16 protein-coding genes and 1 other annotated feature are annotated in these 17008 nt (G+C 38.7%); of the genes, 1 reads left to right on the forward strand and 15 read right to left on the reverse strand.

Annotated features, from left to right (window positions below):
• Window positions 1-147: 147 nt before the first annotated feature.
• The 7 genes from CBF35_RS02880 to CBF35_RS02910 form a co-directional block, all read right to left on the reverse strand.
• Window positions 148-456: an ArsR/SmtB family transcription factor gene (locus CBF35_RS02880; protein ID WP_126778411.1), complete on the reverse strand. Its 309-nt coding sequence runs from the start codon at window positions 454-456 to the stop codon at window positions 148-150.
• A 107-nt stretch (window positions 457-563) separates the two neighbouring features.
• Entirely contained in the window at window positions 564-2285 is a 1722-nt protein-coding gene (locus CBF35_RS02885; protein ID WP_126778412.1) for a phospho-sugar mutase, read from the reverse strand.
• Window positions 2286-2484: 199 nt separating this feature from the next.
• Window positions 2485-3825 (reverse strand): type I glutamate--ammonia ligase, encoded by a 1341-nt coding sequence (gene glnA, locus CBF35_RS02890; RefSeq protein ID WP_126778414.1) that lies wholly within the window; start codon window positions 3823-3825, stop codon window positions 2485-2487.
• 70 nt (window positions 3826-3895) lie between these two features.
• Window positions 3896-4276 carry a MerR family transcriptional regulator gene (locus tag CBF35_RS02895; RefSeq protein WP_126778416.1) on the reverse strand — a complete coding sequence of 127 codons (381 nt, stop codon included), beginning with the start codon at window positions 4274-4276 and terminating at the stop codon, window positions 3896-3898.
• A gap of 328 nt (window positions 4277-4604) precedes the next feature.
• Window positions 4605-5843: a GTPase HflX gene (gene hflX / locus CBF35_RS02900; protein WP_126778417.1), complete on the reverse strand. Its 1239-nt coding sequence runs from the start codon at window positions 5841-5843 to the stop codon at window positions 4605-4607.
• A 3-nt stretch (window positions 5844-5846) separates the two neighbouring features.
• Window positions 5847-6806: a tRNA (adenosine(37)-N6)-dimethylallyltransferase MiaA gene (gene miaA, locus CBF35_RS02905; RefSeq protein ID WP_126778419.1), complete on the reverse strand. Its 960-nt coding sequence runs from the start codon at window positions 6804-6806 to the stop codon at window positions 5847-5849.
• 8 nt (window positions 6807-6814) lie between these two features.
• A complete protein-coding gene (locus tag CBF35_RS02910; RefSeq protein ID WP_126778421.1) occupies window positions 6815-7558 on the reverse strand; it encodes a glycerophosphodiester phosphodiesterase in 744 nt (247 codons plus the stop codon).
• Window positions 7559-7696: 138 nt separating this feature from the next.
• On the opposite strand from CBF35_RS02910, the gene CBF35_RS02915 reads away from it, so the two are divergent.
• Window positions 7697-7864, forward strand: a complete 168-nt coding sequence (locus CBF35_RS02915) for a DUF3042 family protein (protein ID WP_126778423.1) — start codon at window positions 7697-7699, stop codon at window positions 7862-7864.
• Between the two features lie 135 nt (window positions 7865-7999).
• Here CBF35_RS02915 and CBF35_RS02920 read toward each other — a convergent pair whose 3' ends face one another.
• The 8 genes from CBF35_RS02920 to thiI form a co-directional block, all read right to left on the reverse strand.
• Window positions 8000-8203 carry a cold-shock protein gene (locus CBF35_RS02920; protein WP_126778425.1) on the reverse strand — a complete coding sequence of 68 codons (204 nt, stop codon included), beginning with the start codon at window positions 8201-8203 and terminating at the stop codon, window positions 8000-8002.
• 171 nt (window positions 8204-8374) lie between these two features.
• Window positions 8375-9070: a RadC family protein gene (gene radC, locus CBF35_RS02925; protein ID WP_126778426.1), complete on the reverse strand. Its 696-nt coding sequence runs from the start codon at window positions 9068-9070 to the stop codon at window positions 8375-8377.
• Between the two features lie 58 nt (window positions 9071-9128).
• A complete protein-coding gene (locus CBF35_RS02930; RefSeq protein ID WP_126778428.1) occupies window positions 9129-9791 on the reverse strand; it encodes an HAD family hydrolase in 663 nt (220 codons plus the stop codon).
• Window positions 9775-11088, reverse strand: coding sequence for a bifunctional folylpolyglutamate synthase/dihydrofolate synthase (locus CBF35_RS02935; RefSeq protein ID WP_126778430.1), 1314 nt, complete (start codon window positions 11086-11088; stop codon window positions 9775-9777). Before CBF35_RS02935 ends, CBF35_RS02930 begins: the two co-directional genes overlap by 17 nt.
• A gap of 20 nt (window positions 11089-11108) precedes the next feature.
• Window positions 11109-13754 carry a valine--tRNA ligase gene (locus CBF35_RS02940; protein ID WP_126778432.1) on the reverse strand — a complete coding sequence of 882 codons (2646 nt, stop codon included), beginning with the start codon at window positions 13752-13754 and terminating at the stop codon, window positions 11109-11111.
• A gap of 174 nt (window positions 13755-13928) precedes the next feature.
• Window positions 13929-14145 (reverse strand) — a binding site (T-box leader).
• A gap of 260 nt (window positions 14146-14405) precedes the next feature.
• The gene (gene tpx, locus CBF35_RS02945) at window positions 14406-14894 is read right to left on the reverse strand and encodes a thiol peroxidase (protein WP_126778434.1); all 489 of its coding nucleotides are present in this window, start codon (window positions 14892-14894) and stop codon (window positions 14406-14408) included.
• A gap of 75 nt (window positions 14895-14969) precedes the next feature.
• Window positions 14970-15638 carry a redox-sensing transcriptional repressor Rex gene (locus CBF35_RS02950; protein WP_126778436.1) on the reverse strand — a complete coding sequence of 223 codons (669 nt, stop codon included), beginning with the start codon at window positions 15636-15638 and terminating at the stop codon, window positions 14970-14972.
• Between the two features lie 143 nt (window positions 15639-15781).
• Complete coding sequence (thiI, locus tag CBF35_RS02955; protein WP_126778438.1) at window positions 15782-16999, reverse strand: tRNA uracil 4-sulfurtransferase ThiI; 1218 nt, start codon at window positions 16997-16999, stop codon at window positions 15782-15784.
• Window positions 17000-17008 lie beyond the last annotated feature (9 nt).

Below are 17008 nucleotides of genomic sequence, written 5' to 3' on the forward strand. Positions count from 1 at the left end.
ATTAAATGATTTTCACAGACTTCTAATCAAATATTCATTTATCAGTATAACTAAAATTTCAAGCTAATGCTAGCACTCTTTCGACTTTCAACTAAATTAACTAAAAAAAATAAAACTTCCAGCCCTTAGACTAAAAGTTTTATTTTTTTATCGCTCCCCTTGATGGGTGATATGTTTGAAACTTTGACCTAAAATATCAACAACATGTTGGTCGTCTAATGAATAAAAAACCGTTTTTCCTTCTTTACGAGCTTTAACTAAATGATTTAAGCGTAATAATTTTAATTGGTGAGAGACTGCCGATTGTTCTAAACCAATCCGTTCAACAATTGCACTCACATTTAATTCAGATTGACTTAACAACGTTAAGATTTTAATCCGGGTTGGGTCACTGAGGGCTTTATATAATTGACTGACTTTTTCAATCATCTCTGGTGTTGCCGTTAACTCAGCCATGGTTATTTTCCTCCTCCACTTGAAACAAGTTGACTAGTTGTTATTATGCTAAGCCTTTTTCAATAAAATGTCTAGAATTTTAACTTACAAAGTGAAATCTTTCCGTTTTATTTAATTAAGGACTGAATCGCCTGTTCAATTGCCGCGATTTTGTTTGTCGCCTCTTGGGAACTTTGACCTTTAACTCCAATATAAAACTTGATTTTAGGTTCAGTTCCTGAAGGACGGATGGCTAACCAACTTCCGTCAACTAAATAATATTTCAAGACATCTGCTTGGGGTAAATCGATTACTTCGACTTGTTGATTTGCAAAGGTTCGTCGTTGTTGACTGTAATCTTCGATTATTTCAACTGGCAGATTAGCGATTTCCGTTAACGGTTGAGCTTTAATAGTAGCCATTAGTTCGGCAATTTTTTGTTGCCCCGTTTGACCTGCCATCATAATCGAAACAGTCTTTTCAGCGTAATAGCCATACTTTTCATAAATATTATTTAAAGCTTCTAATAAGCTGTGTCCTTGTTTTTTATGGAACAACGCCACTTCCGATAAAAGTAAGAGCCCTTGAATCGCATCTTTATCCCGGACAAAAGGTTTAATCAAGTAACCATAACTTTCTTCAAAACCAAACAAAAACTCTTGGTTGTGGTTTTCTTCATAACCTTTAATTCGTTCGGCAATAAATTTAAAGCCCGTTAAGACATTTTCTAACTTAACACCGTAGGCCTCACAAATTCCAGTTACTAATTCAGTCGAGACGATCGACTTCAGAACGACTCCTTGAGCAGGAAGACATTGCTGCTCTTGATAATAATTCAATAAGTAATCAACTAATAGGGCTGCGATTTGATTACCTGATAAAATGTCATAGTCACCGTTACTTAATTTAATTGCCGCTCCGAGACGGTCAGCGTCTGGATCTGTCGCTAACAGCAAGTCTGCTTGAGTCGTCTTACCTAAACGGATGGCGTATTCAAAGGCGGAAAACTCTTCCGGATTCGGCGAAGGCACTGTTGAAAAATCTGGATCAATTTTAGCCTGAGCAGGCTCCATCGTCATTGCAGTAAAACCAGCTTGGGCTAAAGCGCGACTAACTAGCATACCGCCAGTCCCGTGAAGTGGTGTATAAACAATCTTTAACTCTTGACCATGTGTTGCAATTAATTTTTTGTTTAAACTAACACTTGTTAAGGCTGCTAAATAACGCTGGTCCATCTCTTCACCTAAATAATGAATCAATGGTGAGCTCGCCACTGCTTCTGCCGCCATGACTTGAATTTCCAATGGTGAATCTAATTGGCGAACGTAGGCAGTTAAACGATCTGCCTCAGCTGGTGGCAGTTGACCACCGTCTGAGCCATAAACTTTAAATCCGTTATAACTGGCTGGATTATGACTAGCTGTGATCATAATTCCACCATCACAGTTTAATTCTCTAAGGGCAAATGATAGTTCCGGTGTTGGTCGTAAACTTTCAAATAGAAAGACTTCAAAATTATGAGCCCCTAGAACACGAGCGGCTTCCAAAGCAAAAACTTCCGACTGATGACGGCTGTCGTAAGCGATTGCGACTTTATATGTCTCTTTTAACTTAGCCTCTTCAATAAACAAAGCCAGTCCTTCTGTTGCTTGGCGAACGGTATAAATGTTCATTCGGTTAATCCCTGGTCCGATCAGTCCCCGCATACCAGCTGTTCCGAATTCTAAAGGAGCGTAAAAAGCCTCTTCAAGTTCTTGGGGGTGTTGACTTAACTCAGTTAATTCTATTTTTAATTTATCATCTAATGCTTCATATTCTTGCCATTGTTTAACTACTTGCTTCCAAGTCATTAAGGCACCTCTTTCATCACATATTGTTTCTTAAAGTATAGCACTAACTACAAAAAAAGCACAGCTCACCTGTCAGCATTTAGTACTAAAATTCACTCTCCAACTTTATGTCTTTCACAATAATCAGCTTGTCTTTCAGACTAGCAAAAAAACCTCTGAAACTAAATTAGCTTCAGAGGTCTTTTAAATTTATCGACTCTTAATACAATTCTAAATATTGTTCTCTTTCCCACTCAGACACTTGTTGACGGAAGGCATGCCACTCTAAACGTTTAGCTTCTACGAAGTTAGCGTAGATATGCTCGCCTAAAGCCCCTTTGACGACTTCGTCTTTAGTCATCGCTTTTAACGCATTGTGTAACGTTGATGGTAAGTCGGTAATTTCAGCTGCTGCTCGTTCCTCTTCGTTCATCACGTAGATGTTACGATTCACTTCTGCTGGTGGTTCAATTTCTTTACGAATACCATCTAAGCCTGCTTCTAGTAAGACCGCCATCGCTAAGTAAGGATTAGCTGTCGGGTCAACTGAACGTAATTCAAGCCGAGTAGAAGCACCGCGAGCTGCCGGAACTCGAACTAACGGTGAACGGTTGCGACCACTCCAAGCAACGTAGACTGGGGCTTCAAAGCCTGGGACTAAACGTTTGTATGAATTGACTGTTGGGTTACAAACTGCTGTGTAAGCACGGGCATGCTCTAATAAGCCACCTAAGAAGTGATAGGCTGTTTGGCTTAATTGACGATCGCCAGTTTCATCAAAGAAGGCATTGCCTTTTTCGGTGAATAATGACATATTACAGTGCATGCCTGAACCAGCAATTCCATGTAAGGGTTTCGGCATGAAAGTAGCATGTAAGCCATGTTTACGAGCAATTGTTTTAACAACGAGCTTAAACGTTTGGATATTGTCACAAGCCTCAAGGACGTCAGCGTATTTAAAATCAATTTCATGTTGGCCAGGAGCACATTCATGATGAGAGGCTTCAACTTCAAAGCCTAAGTTTTCAAGTTCCAGAACGATATCACGACGACAGTCTTCCCCTAGATCTTGAGGTGAGAAATCAAAGTAACCGCCAGTGTCATTTAATTCCAAGGTTGGTTTACCAGCTTGATCTAATTTGAATAAGAAGAATTCTGGTTCTGGCCCTAAGTTAAATGAAGTGAAGCCTAAATCAGCCATTTCTTTGACGACTCGTTTTAAATTGCCACGAGGGTCACCTTTAAAAGGCAAGCCTTCTGGTGTGTAAATGTCGCAAATTAAACGAGCAACTTTGCCTTCACCGTTTTCCCAGGGGAAGATTAACCACGTATCTAAGTCTGGAAATAAGTACATGTCACTTTCTTCAATGCGGACGAAGCCTTCGATTGATGACCCATCAAACATCATCTTATTACTTAAAACTTTGTCTAATTGGCTAATTGGGACTTCCACATTTTTAATTGTTCCCATGACGTCAGTAAACATTAAGCGTAAAAATCTGACGTTTTCTTCTTTCGCGATTTTTCCAATTTCATTGATTCTTTTTTCATTTTTTTCCACTGTGTCGTCCCCATTTTTGCTAGATTTTAATTCCTTACATTAAACATCTCCAAAAGTAAACAAAGTTACTTTAAAAGCGTGGGCCTTCAGATTGGAAAGGATTGGCCCCCGTTAAACCACTTTCAGAAAGCAATTCATCGTAAAAAATCCTCCGCACATCATTGTCCGTTAAGTGGAGAGTTTGTTGAGAATGACGTTGTTTGATTTGAGCTTGTTCGTAAATATCCTGAATACCTGCCATATTATAACCAGCAGCTAACCAATCTTTAATTTCTAACAAACGATCCACATCATTCAAAGAATACATTCGTTGATTGCCTTGGGTTCTTTCCGGTTTCACTAGTTCCTGTTCTTCGTAGTAACGAATTTGCCTAGCAGTTAGATCAGTTAATTTTATGACTGTTCCAATTGGGAAAACTGACATCGACTTCCGTAATTCTTTTTCACTCACAACATCCCTCCGCTCAATTAATAATAAAAGAATACCAGTTACTAAAAAAGCTGTCAACCTTTGATGTTAGCTTTTCTAACATCAAAAAATAAAGTTTTTATTAAGGTAGACCAATTAAATAAAAAAAGCTTTTGATAATTATTATCAAAAGCTTGAAGCCTGATTTATTAAGGTAACAACTAGTAATTAATGTGTCGGCGTTTTAAAATCACACGTTAAAACATTTAGACCAACTTAAAAACATTAAGACAACTATTTTCCTCTAAGCTATTTTTTCCAAGGAATTCAAAAATAAGCAGCCTTAACTATCACTCTAAAAATAAGCCTTTTATTCCTCTGTTCCTTCAAGCCAACGAGAGTCAGTTGCTGCAAAACCCTTGACGATGTACTCTTCTTGATTTTCATCAAATTCTTGACTAATTAACAACGTATCTGTTGCTAGGCGATTTAAAAGATAGCCCTCACTTGCGCCTAAGTGCTTTTCATACGGTTCAAATGTTTCCATCAACATTTTGCGAATGCCATCTTCAACTACGCCTTTGTCTGTCGGATTTTTTGATGAGATTTGCACATAAGGAAATAAGGTTGGCACAAAATCGTGGGCCACAACTTGATCCATTTTATTATAGACAGTCAAGACTGGTAATTGACTCATTTCCAATTCTGACATTAAAGACAAAACAGTTTGTTCTTGTAGATGGCGGTCTTCTGAACTTGCATCTACTACATGAAGCAGTAAGTCCATATTACGGCTTTCTTCTAAAGTCGATTGGAAGGCTTCGATTAATTGAGTCGGTAAGTCTTGAATAAACCCAACAGTGTCAGTTAAGGTTGCTTGAAAGCCTTCTGTCATTTGCCATTGCTTCGTTAAAGGGTCTAAGGTCGCAAATAGCTGATCTTCAGAATACGTCCCAGCATCTGTTAACATATTTAATAAAGTCGATTTCCCTGCGTTAGTGTAACCAATTAAACCAATTTGAAAAACATTGGCATCTTTGCGTTTTTGCCGGTTCCGATCGCGGCTGGCGCTGACTTCTTTTAACTCTCGGCGAATCCCCGTAATTTTATTCCGAATATGACGGCGATCCGTTTCGAGTTTTGTTTCCCCAGGACCTCTTGTGCCGATCCCACCACCTAAACGAGACAAACTAGTCCCTTGACCAGACAATCGTGGCAGTAAGTAATTTAACTGGGCTAATTCTACTTGGAGCTTACCGGCTTTCGATTGGGCCCGCATCGCAAAAATATCAAGAATTAACTGAACCCGATCTAAGACTCGAACAGAGACCGCATCGTTGACTAACTGACTTTGACGGGGGGTTAACGCTTGGTTAAAGACGACGAGATCAGCTTCATAAGCATCGACTAATTGGACAAGCTCTTGTAACTTCCCTTTACCAATAATCGTTTGACGGTCAACTTTTTGACGCTTTTGCAGTAAATTAAACACAACTTCCCCTTGGGCGGTCTCCGTTAAATTTTGTAGTTCAGACATTGATTCTGCGAAATATTGCTGATTGTCTTGGGTTTCAACCCCAACTAAAATGACTTTTTCTCTTTCTAACAAAAACTAATCCTGCTCCCTTCCACTATCTAACCAGTTGCCAACTTCATTGACTAACTTCGATTGCTCCTCTGGTTTTGTTACTAAATCCCACCACTCTGCAGTCATCCGGTTTTTAAACCAAGTCAACTGTCTTTTAGCGTAGCGGCGAGAATTTTGTTTCACTTGATCCACGGCTACTTGTAATTCAATCTCGCCATCAAAGTACGGGAAAAACTCTTTGTAGCCGATCCCTTGGGTTCCTTGACTGTCACGTTGGTCAAGGAATAGCTTGGCTTCACTTAACAAATCAGCTTTCATCATCTGATCGACTCGTTGATTAATTCGTTGGTAAAGTAAGTCCCTTTCCGTTTCTAAGGCGATTAATTTAACATCGTACAAACTATTGCTTAAATCGCGAAAATCAGTTTGCTTCTGCTCAGTAATACTTTTACCCGTTAATTCAATCAGTTCAATTCCCCGAATCACTCGTTTCAGATTATTCGGGTGAATACTCTCTGCCGCCGCTGAATCTTGGCGCCGAAGACGTTCCCAGACACCGACGTTGCCTTCTAGTTCTGCTAGCTCAGTCAGTTCTTTTCGTAACTGACTAGTGTCTAATAACTTGTCCTGGCTCCCTAATTCGAAATCAAATAATAAGGCTTGAATGTATAACCCCGTTCCGCCAACGACGATTGGTAATTTACCAGCCTCAGCAATTTCCGTAATTTTCTCTCGAGCTAATTCTTGAAAATCCGCCACGGAAAAACTTTCTGCCAATGTTCTAATATCAATCAAATGATGAGGAACACCAGCTTTTTCCTCTTCTGTCACTTTAGCTGTACCGATATCTAAGCCTTGATAGACTTGTAAAGAGTCGCCGCTAATAATTTCGCCTTGATACTCTTGGGCTAACTCAATACTTAAAGCCGTCTTGCCAACGGCTGTTGGTCCGATAATCACTAATACTTTTTGTCTCTTAGTCATAGTTACTCCTATTCTAGTGTCGGTTTCATTAATTTTCGATAGCGGATTGCTTCTCGTGGGTAGTCTGTATGAATACCAGCTAACTTTTTACGGAAACAATATTGCATTTGATGCTCTTCATTAACTGTCCAAGGACGGATATTTTTAGGATACTCTTTCACTTTATCCCCCGCTTTCATCACCCAACGAAGATCCGGATGAATGCTTGCGATGTCAATTAATTCTCGGGCTCTTTTTACTTTTTTTTCAGAAGTCCCAATAATATAGGCTTTTTCTGGCTCAGGATCAAGTTCTTGAATTAATTCCAATGACTTCAAATTAAAACTAGAATATAAGTAACTAAAAGACCAGCTTTGAGTCTGCAACATCGCCGCTATATCTTTCTCAATCCCCAAATAAGGTTTTTCATCAGTTTTTATTTCAATGTTAAGTAACCCTTTAAAATTTTGTTTTTGTAAAAAATCTAATACTTCTAAAAAGCTCGGCACTCGTTGGTTTTTATAACTCTCATCAAACCAACTACCGGCATCTAATTGTTGAATTTCTGCTAAAGTCAATGAATCGATTTCCCCATGACCATTAGTCGTGCGATCGACAGTATTATCATGGATAACTACTAGTTGGCGATCTTTCGTGTATTGGACATCAATTTCAATCCCATCAGCCTGACAATCGATGGCTTCTTGATACGCTACTAAGGTGTTTTCCGGGTGGGTTCCTTTGCTGCCACGGTGGGCAATTACTTTTGTCATATTACTAGCCTCCAGTTCTCTTTTATTCTATCACTTTCTACGATAAAGGTGTATCTATCTAGCTATTTCTTTTTTACTAGCTTTTTTTGACAATATGTTGGATAATAGAACATATATCTGAGTGAGAAGGTGATAAACATGAAGAAATTTGTAACTGGTTTTGTAACAGGAACAACTATCACTGTCGCTACCTTAGCTGGTTTATTATATGGCGTCAAAAAAACAGTGATCGAACCAATCGAAGAAAAAGAAAACATGGTTGAAGACAATCGTCGGAAAGCTATGAGAAAAAGTCGTGCTCGCTAATTAAATAACTGAAGAGTGCCTAACTTTTCAATTAAGCTGGCAACTAAAACAGACATGATAAGTTATCTTATTATGTCTGTTTTATTATACAAAAAAACACTTAATCTCCCGACTAAGTGTTTTGAATTAATTTTTTTAGTTTTTAGTTACGTTAGCTGCTTGTGGGCCACGATCTGTATCTTCAATTTCAAAAGTTACTGATTGACCTTCTTCTAATGCTTTGAATCCTTCGCCTTGAATCGCTGAAAAGTGAACAAAAACATCGCCACCGTCATTCTCGCGTTGGATAAAGCCAAAACCTTTTTCTGCGTTAAACCATTTTACTGAACCTTGTTCCATGTTGTGTTTCCTCCTCGTGCCTATTTCTGCACATAATATTGTAACCCTTTTCTTCCGTGAAACTGAGGCTTAAATTCCCCTGTTAACTAAGTAGAATTACAACTATAATCATAACGTATTAATAAAACAAATGCAAGTAGAACGTTTTCACAACTGAGAATGAAAGGGTTATTAAATAACGCCATCTTCTTTTAAACTACGATAAGTATCACACCCAACAATCAGATGATCTAATATTTCGATCCCCATTAACTCCCCACATTTAACTACTCGCTTAGTGAATTCTAAATCATTAGCAGATGGTCGGCAATCCCCAGATGGATGATTATGTACTAAAATAATCCGAGCGGCAGAACATTTAACAGCATGGTGATAAATATCCCGTGGATGAGCAATGCTTTGATTTAAACTGCCTTGAAACAATAAAACTTTTTTAATAATTTGATTCTTAGTATTTAAGTAAATCCCAATTAACTGTTCTTGGACACTGTCTCTTAGCTCCTCAATCATAACCCCAGCGATACTAGCACTTGAAGTGACTGTGCCTAGCTTAATTTGCCGTGAACGATTGACCCTGCGACTTAATTCAAAGGTAGCTACGAGTTCTAAAGCTTTAATCGGGCCAATGCCTTTAATTTTTTCCAGTTCGCTAGTGCTAGCTTGCTTTAATTCGTATAAATTCCCAAATTTATTTAGTAATTCCCCTGCCAAGGTCAGCACATCACACTCTTTTGCCCCTGTTCGCAAAACAATGGCTAATAGTTCTTGTTCCGACAAGGCTGCCCCACCTAGTTCTTGGAGTCGCTCTCGTGGTCTTAGCTCTTGAATTATGCGGGCTTCAAATTGATTTTGGTGACGACTTGCCATAAAAAAAACCTCCTAACCGTTTCTATGTAACTAGATACGCATTCGGAGGCTTAATTTTTTATTTTAAATAATTGATAACTTCGTGGAGACTTGGTAAAATTTCTAAAGTCATTTCCGCAACTTCTGGTGTCGGCGCAATCATATCAGGCACCATAATGACTGGCACACCTGCCCGGTAAGATGCTAAAATCCCATTACGGGAATCTTCTAACATTAAACATTCCTCAGGTGCTAATTCAAGTTTAGCTAAGGCTTTATGGACAATTTCCGGATCTGGTTTGGCTTTTGCCACATCATCGCCAGAGATAATGTCGATAAAGTAACGACGAATTTCCGCTTTTTCAAGTAAGATATCAATAAACTGACGTAAATTACTCGAAGCCACGATACACGGGATTTTTTCAGCTTTTAAATAAGTTAAAATCTCAATGACCCCTGGTTTGATTGGCGCTAAGCCAGCTAAGAACATCTCTTTAACTTCTAAATGCCCTTCTAAAATGAAGGCATCAATGGCAGTTCTACCAGCTTCAGCAAAATCTTCGTAATAAATCTCAGCTGTTTCTTCATCTGACAAACCAATTAAACCTCGATAATACTCTTCATCGTAATTCTTAATACCATGTTTTGGAGCGATTTTCATGTTCGCTTGGCAATACAAACTCTCTGTATCAAATAGCAAGCCATCCATGTCAAATATAATTCCTTTAAACGGTTTTTTCATTGGAACCTCCTAAGATATGTGTTCTTACTTGAGAAATGAAATACAAAGAACCAGTAATTAAAATTAAGTCAGCTGAAGTGCCAGCTTTTATTAATTGCTCAATCCCTACTTGCCAATCTGGTAAGTGAGTTACTGGCAAATGACTTAACAAAGGATACTCCTTTAACTGATAGGCTTTTGGATAATCAAAAGTCGTCAAAAAGAGTTCTTGATTTTCAACTTCTCCTAACAAGTTTAACATACTCCCAACTTCTTTGGGCTGAATCGCGGCAAAGACGGTTTTTATAGCTTTGCCTTGGTATTCCTGTTGTAAATTATTGACTAAGACTTTAATCGCTGGCTCATTGTGTGCCCCATCTAAAATAACTAAGGGCGCTGTCTGCAGAACTTCCATCCGCCCTGGCCAAGCGACAAATTGAATGCCTGCTCTGATTGTTGCTTCAGTAGCAATATACTCAAAATCAGGCGCTACTTGGCAATATAACTCAATTGCTAAACTGGCATTTTCAATTTGGTGTTGCCCATTTAAACTAATTTCTAAATGGGGTAACGTAAATTGCTGGTTAGTAAAAGTAAAAACTTCACCAAATGCCCCTTGTTTCTCTTCCAGTTTAAACTGATACCCTTGTCCTAATTCGATTAAGGGACTTTTGAGCTTGGCGCTGACCTCACGAATGACCTTCAAAGCTACCTCTGGTAAATTACCAGTTACAACTGGTCGATAAGCTTTAATGATGCCGGCTTTTTGAGCGGCAATCTCTTCTAAAGTGTTACCTAAAATTGCCATATGATCTAAACCAATCGTTGTAATACTAGCAATCAACGGGGTAATCACATTCGTACAATCTAAGGTACCACCTAAGCCAACTTCAATAATCCCAACATCAACTTGCGCTTCTGCAAAATAAGTAAACATCATAGCTGTAATGATTTCAAATTCTGTCACACCAGCTAAGGCCGGTTGAGCATCAAGGCTGGCGACTAGAGGTTGAAACCTTTCAACTAAAGCCACTAACTCTTGGTTACTGATTGGCTGATTATTAAGGGCGATACGCTCATTGAAAACCGTAATATACGGTGAGGTAAAGGTCCCAACTTTGAGGCCCTCACCTTCTAAGAGGGATCGTAAAAAACTAACGGTTGAGCCTTTGCCATTAGTCCCTGCCACATGAATCGTTTTAATTTTATTTTGAGGATTATCCAGTAAGTCCAGCAAGGCTTCAATTCGGTCAAGACCTGGCCGCGAACCAAAGGCTAAACGACTATGGATCCACCTTAAAGCTTCTGTATATGTCATGCTTTCCTGCTCCTAGATTGCTATTTATTTTTTAATGTGGCAATTCTTTCAGTTACTGAGGCTTGTTTTTCTAAGTAACCTTTTTCTTTTTCACGTTCGCCAGCTACTACCTCATCTGGGGCGTTAGCAACAAAGCGTTCATTGGATAATTTACCTTGAACCATTTTAACTTCTTTTGTCCATTTAGCTAATTCTTTTTCTAGTCGAATAATTTCTTCTTCAATATTAATTAAGTCTGCTAAAGGTAAGTAAATTTCTGCCCCGGTAATTACCCCACTCATCGCCAGTTCCGGTGCTACGACACTAGCTGAAATAACTAATTCCTCTGGATTACAGAAACGTTGAATGTAGTTTTGGTTTTCCAATAAGAATTCTTCAACTGAAGGTTGGTTCGTTTTAATCAGTAACGTAATCGCTTTGGATAAAGGTGTATTCACTTCTGAGCGAATGTTACGAACTAAGCGAATGAGTTCTTTCAGTACTTCCATCCCTTTGGCGGCTTTTTCATCACTTAACTCCGGTTGAACCGTTGGATAAACAGCTGTCACAATTGATTCCCCTTGATGAGGGATTTTTTCCCAGATAGCTTCAGTCACAAAAGGCATGATTGGGTGTAATAACCGTAAAATATTGTCTAGTGTGTAAACTAAAATACTTCGTGTCATTTGTTTTTGGACTTCATCTTCACCAAACAAGACTTCTTTACTCATTTCGATGTACCAATCACAGAAATCATCCCAAATAAAGTTATATAAATGACGACCTGCTTCACCAAATTCAAAACGTTCGAACAATGAATTCACCCGTTCGATTGTTTCATTTAATCGTGTCAGAATCCAACGATCTGCTACTGTCTTATGACCAGTTAAATCAATGTCGGCAAAGGTAAATTCTTCCGTATTCATTAAGACAAAACGGCTGGCATTCCAAATTTTATTAATAAAGTTCCATGATGAATCCATTCGATCATAGCTGAAACGCATGTCTTGACCAGGTGAAGAGCCATTTGATAAGAACCAACGTAAAGCATCAGCACCATACTTCTCAATCACTTCCATCGGGTCAATCCCGTTGCCTAAAGACTTACTCATCTTACGGCCATCTTCTGCCCGAATTAAACCGTGCATTAAGACATTTTTAAAGGGTGCTTTCCCTGTAAATTCGAGACTTTGGAACATCATTCGACTAACCCAGAAGAAAATAATATCGTAACCAGTGACTAAGGTTGAGTTCGGGAAATAGCGTTGGAAATCTGGCGCATTTTCATCTGGCCAGCCCATCGTTGAGAAAGGCCACAGAGCTGAACTAAACCATGTGTCTAAGACATCTTCATCTTGGGTCCAGTTTTCACTATCAGCTGGGGCTGTTTCGCCAACATATAATTCCCCTGTTTCATTGTGATACCAAGCTGGAATTTGATGGCCCCACCATAATTGACGAGAGATCACCCAATCGTGGACATTTTCCATCCAAGTTGAGAATGTTTGATTAAAGCGTGGTGGGTAAAAATCAACTTTATCAGCTGTTTCTTGGTTAGCTAAAGCTTCTTTCGCTAGTGGCTCCATTTTAACGAACCATTGAGTTGATAGACGAGGTTCAACAACAACCCCACTCCGTTCTGAATGACCGACACTGTGGACCATTTTTTCAATTTTCACTAAGCGGCCTTCTGCCTCTAAATCTTTAATCACAGCTTTACGAGCAGCGAAACGGTCTAAACCAGCATACTTGCCTCCAAGGCTATTAATAGTCCCATCCGCCTCCATCACGTTAACTCTTGGTAAGTCATGACGGTTACCGACTTCAAAGTCATTTGGATCATGGGCTGGAGTAATTTTAACGACCCCTGTTCCGAAGTCCATCTCGACGTAATCATCAGCAATAATCGGAATTTCTTTATTCACTAATGGTAAAATCACTGATTTACCAATTAAGTGTTGGTAACGCTCATCTTCCGGATGAACGGCTACAGCTGTATCACCTAACATCGTTTCCGGACGAGTAGTCGCAATCTCTAAGACCTCACCACTGCCATCAGCTAGTAAGTAAGACATGTGGTAAAAAGCCCCTTCCACATCTTTATGAATCACTTCAATGTCCGATAAGGCCGTTTTAGCTTTCGGGTCCCAGTTAATAATATATTCCCCACGGTAAATTAAGTCTTTTTCGTAGAGCTTCACAAAGACCTTTTTAACAGCATCTGACAGGCCTTGGTCTAGGGTAAAACGTTCTCGTGAATAATCGACTGAAATCCCGATTTTTCCCCATTGTTCCCGAATATGACCGGCGTATTCTTCTTTCCATTCCCACGTCTTTTCAACGAACTTTTCACGTCCTAAGTCGTAACGACTTAAGCCTTCTGTCGCTAACTGTTCTTCGACTTTCGTTTGGGTAGCAATCCCGGCGTGGTCCATCCCTGGTAACCATAACGTATCATACCCTTGCATCCGTTTATGACGAATAATAATATCTTGGAGCGTTGTGTCCCAAGCGTGGCCTAAATGAAGTTTACCAGTTACATTAGGTGGTGGGATGACGATTGAATAAGGTTTCGCATCTGGGTTACCATTTGGCTTGAAACGCTCCTCCTTCACCCATTTTTCATAACGATTGGCTTCAACTTCTTGTGGTGCATACTTTGGTGCTAAATTTTTATCTTCTGACATCTTGATCCCTCTTTCGTCTATAATTTACTTTAATTAAGCTGATCATTAGTTCCTTAAATCATTCTTAGTCTCGCCCGCAGTTCAACGACTAGCCTCTGCCACTAGCGGAATTCGGTGGTGATGCTCCGGAAACAACGGCTTTTTTGCAAAATAAAACGCCCTAAGACATTGCTGTCTTAGGGCGTTAGTATACGCGGTACCACCTAATTTATAGTAGTGTTCTACTATTTCTCTAGCGTGAGTTAGCGATCACGACTCGGAATGACTTACTGTTAGTTCAGTCATTCGACTCCCAAGTTACTTTTCCTTAACAAATGGCATGAAAATCTTTCAGCTATGATTTTCTTTCTGTGATGGTTCGTTAAGTACTTTCCTTGTTCAACGTCTTGCTCATATTTTACATGTTAATCTGCCTTTCGTCAAACTGACTTTTGACTTTGGCTGACAACTTCACCATCGCTAACAACAATCACTTCATCACAGAGCCCTTGAATTTCCGTTTTTAAGTGAGAGGTTAAGATTGTCAGTCTTTCGGCTTTTTTTGTAAAATCAACGTCACGTCAAAAGTTCAAGCCATAACTGTCTGTCTGCAAAAGCAGCTTCTTGATTGATTTTAGACAAAAAAAAGACTCGAAAGTCTTTTTAGTTTAACTATAAAGCTTTAGCTACGGCTAAGGCTGCTTCGTAATCTGGTTCTTGAGCAATTTCTTCAACAATCTCACTGTAAATGACATTTTGATCTTTATCGATAACAAAAATTGCACGAGCTAGTAACCCAACTTCTGGAATAAATAAACCATACAGCTTCCCGAATTCATTTTCAGTGTCATGGAGCATTTCCATATCAACACCTTCAGCGGCACACCATTTTTCTTGTTCTTCTTTAGTATTATTCGAAATCGTTAAGAAGTGTACGCCATCAATTTTAGCAGCTTCTTGATTAAAACGTTTCGTCTGTAATTGACAAACACTCGTTTCAATATTCGGAACAACTGTTAGAATCACCGGTTTATCAGATAAATCTGACAATTGAATGACTTGTTTATTTAAATTAACTAAAGAAAAGTCTGGTGCTTTTTGCCCCACTTCAACTTGCTCTCCTGCTAATGTTACTGGTTTACCTTTTAATGTTACTTCCATCTTTAAGAAACCCCTCTCGTTTTGTGATACCTTCAGTATACGAGAAAGAACCTATAAAAACAAACGTACTGCTTGTTACTGAGTAGCAAAGTTAAATTGATGATTCGACGTAAAGTTCTCGTCGAAGTAAATTAAGGTTTGTAACTCCGTTGTTAAATCAATGTATTGAATCTTAACTTTGTCAGGTACTTTCACGCGACCAGGAGCAAAATTCAAAATAGCCGTAATGCCGGCTTCAACAATGCCATCAACCGCTGCTTGAGAATACTTACTTGGTACAGTTGAAATAGCCGTCGTAATGCCTTCTTTTTTAACAATTTCCGCTAAATCTGCTAAGTCACGGATTTCGATATTGTTAATCTTTGTCCCAATTAATTCAGGGTCAGAATCAAAGGCACTAACAATGTTTAAATTTTCATTCCGGCGAAAATTATTTTTAATTAACGCTTTGCCTAAGTTCCCTGTGCCGATTAAGGCAATTCGTTTTTCAACTTTCGTATTCAAAATATGACTAAAGACTTGAATTAAGTAACTAACATCATAACCATAGCCACTTCTTCCTAGTTCTCCAAAATGTGAAAAATCACGACGAATCGTTGCTGAGGGCACTTGAATTAATTGGCTAAAATCTTTAGATTTAATCCTTTCCACATTAGATTCTTCCAAAGTTTTTAAGTAACGATAGTATAACGGTATTCTTTTAGCTGTTGCATTGGGTATTTTAGTTTCTTCTACTTTTTCCATTTTCTCACCTCTTGTTAAAACATTCACACTCTTAGTGTACCATTCCCCTTAGTCCTTGACAACAACTTTGTGAACTTTTTTACGATAACAAAAAAAGGAATGAATTAGCGCCTACTAATTCATCCCTCTATCAAGCTTTATCCTTAAAGTAAATCACTAAATTCATCTGCTTCGCTCGTTAAATATTGCTGACCTGGTTGAATTTCACTAACTTTGATGCCAGCTACTGCCCGGGCAATTAACCCTTCCATATCTAGTTTGTTTTCATATTCACGAGAACGGTCTAGTCTTGGTTTAGTTTTTGGTTTTGGCGGAGCGAAAATTGTGCAACAATCTTCAAATGGTTGGATTGCCAAATCAAAGGTGTCAATTTTTTCAGCAATTTCTATAATTTCATTTTTATCTAAAGTGATGACTGGCCGAATAATCGGTGTTGTCGTGACATCGTTAATGGCAATCATACTATGCAATGTTTGTGAGGCGACTTGACCTAAAGACTCACCATTAATAATTGCTAAACCACGACGTTTTTTGACAATCTCATCTGTAATTCGCAACATGAAGCGGCGTGTAATAGTCATTAAATAACCTTCTTCAACATTCTTTTTAATTTCTTCTTGAATTTCAGTAAAAGGAACTTCGATAAATTGAATGCTGCCAACGTAAGGCACTAATTTAACGGTTAAGTCTTTCGCCTTATTTAAAGCTTGCTCGCTAGTGTAAGGTGGGCTATGGAAATGAACAGCTTCAATTTTAACCCCTCGCTTCATAGCTAAGTAACCAGCCACAGGAGAATCAATTCCCCCAGATAACATTAACATCCCTTTACCACTTGAACCAACTGGCAAACCACCGGCACCATTAATCGTTTCACAAGATAAAAAGGCACCGTCATCCCGAATTTCAACTCGTAAAGTAATATCCGGTTGTTTCATTTGAACTTTAATCGTCGGAATGGCTTGAATCACATGGTGACCAACTTCCCGGTTTAATTCATTTGTATCTAACTCAAATAAATGATCTGAACGACGGGCATTGACTTTAAAACTTTGACCTTCTGTAAAGTTTTCTTTGACCATTTGAATGGCTGTTTCATAGATGACTGCCATTTCTTTTTCAACTTTAATAGCTGGTGAATAATTTTGAATCCCAAAAATTGGTGATAAGCATGCCATCACTTCTTGACTGTTTTCACCATTTAAGAGTAAATGCATCCGGTCACGATTAGCATGAACTTTAACTAAAGGATAACTTGTTAAGGCATTTTTAACATTGGCTGCTAACATACTAATAAAACGTTTCTTATTCTTACCTTTAGTTGAGAGTTCGCCATAACGAACCATAATTTCTGTGTAATTCATAATAAGTCC

The sequence above is a fragment of the Vagococcus salmoninarum genome, from assembly GCF_003987495.1.
GTDB lineage: Bacteria > Bacillota > Bacilli > Lactobacillales > Vagococcaceae > Vagococcus_D > Vagococcus_D salmoninarum.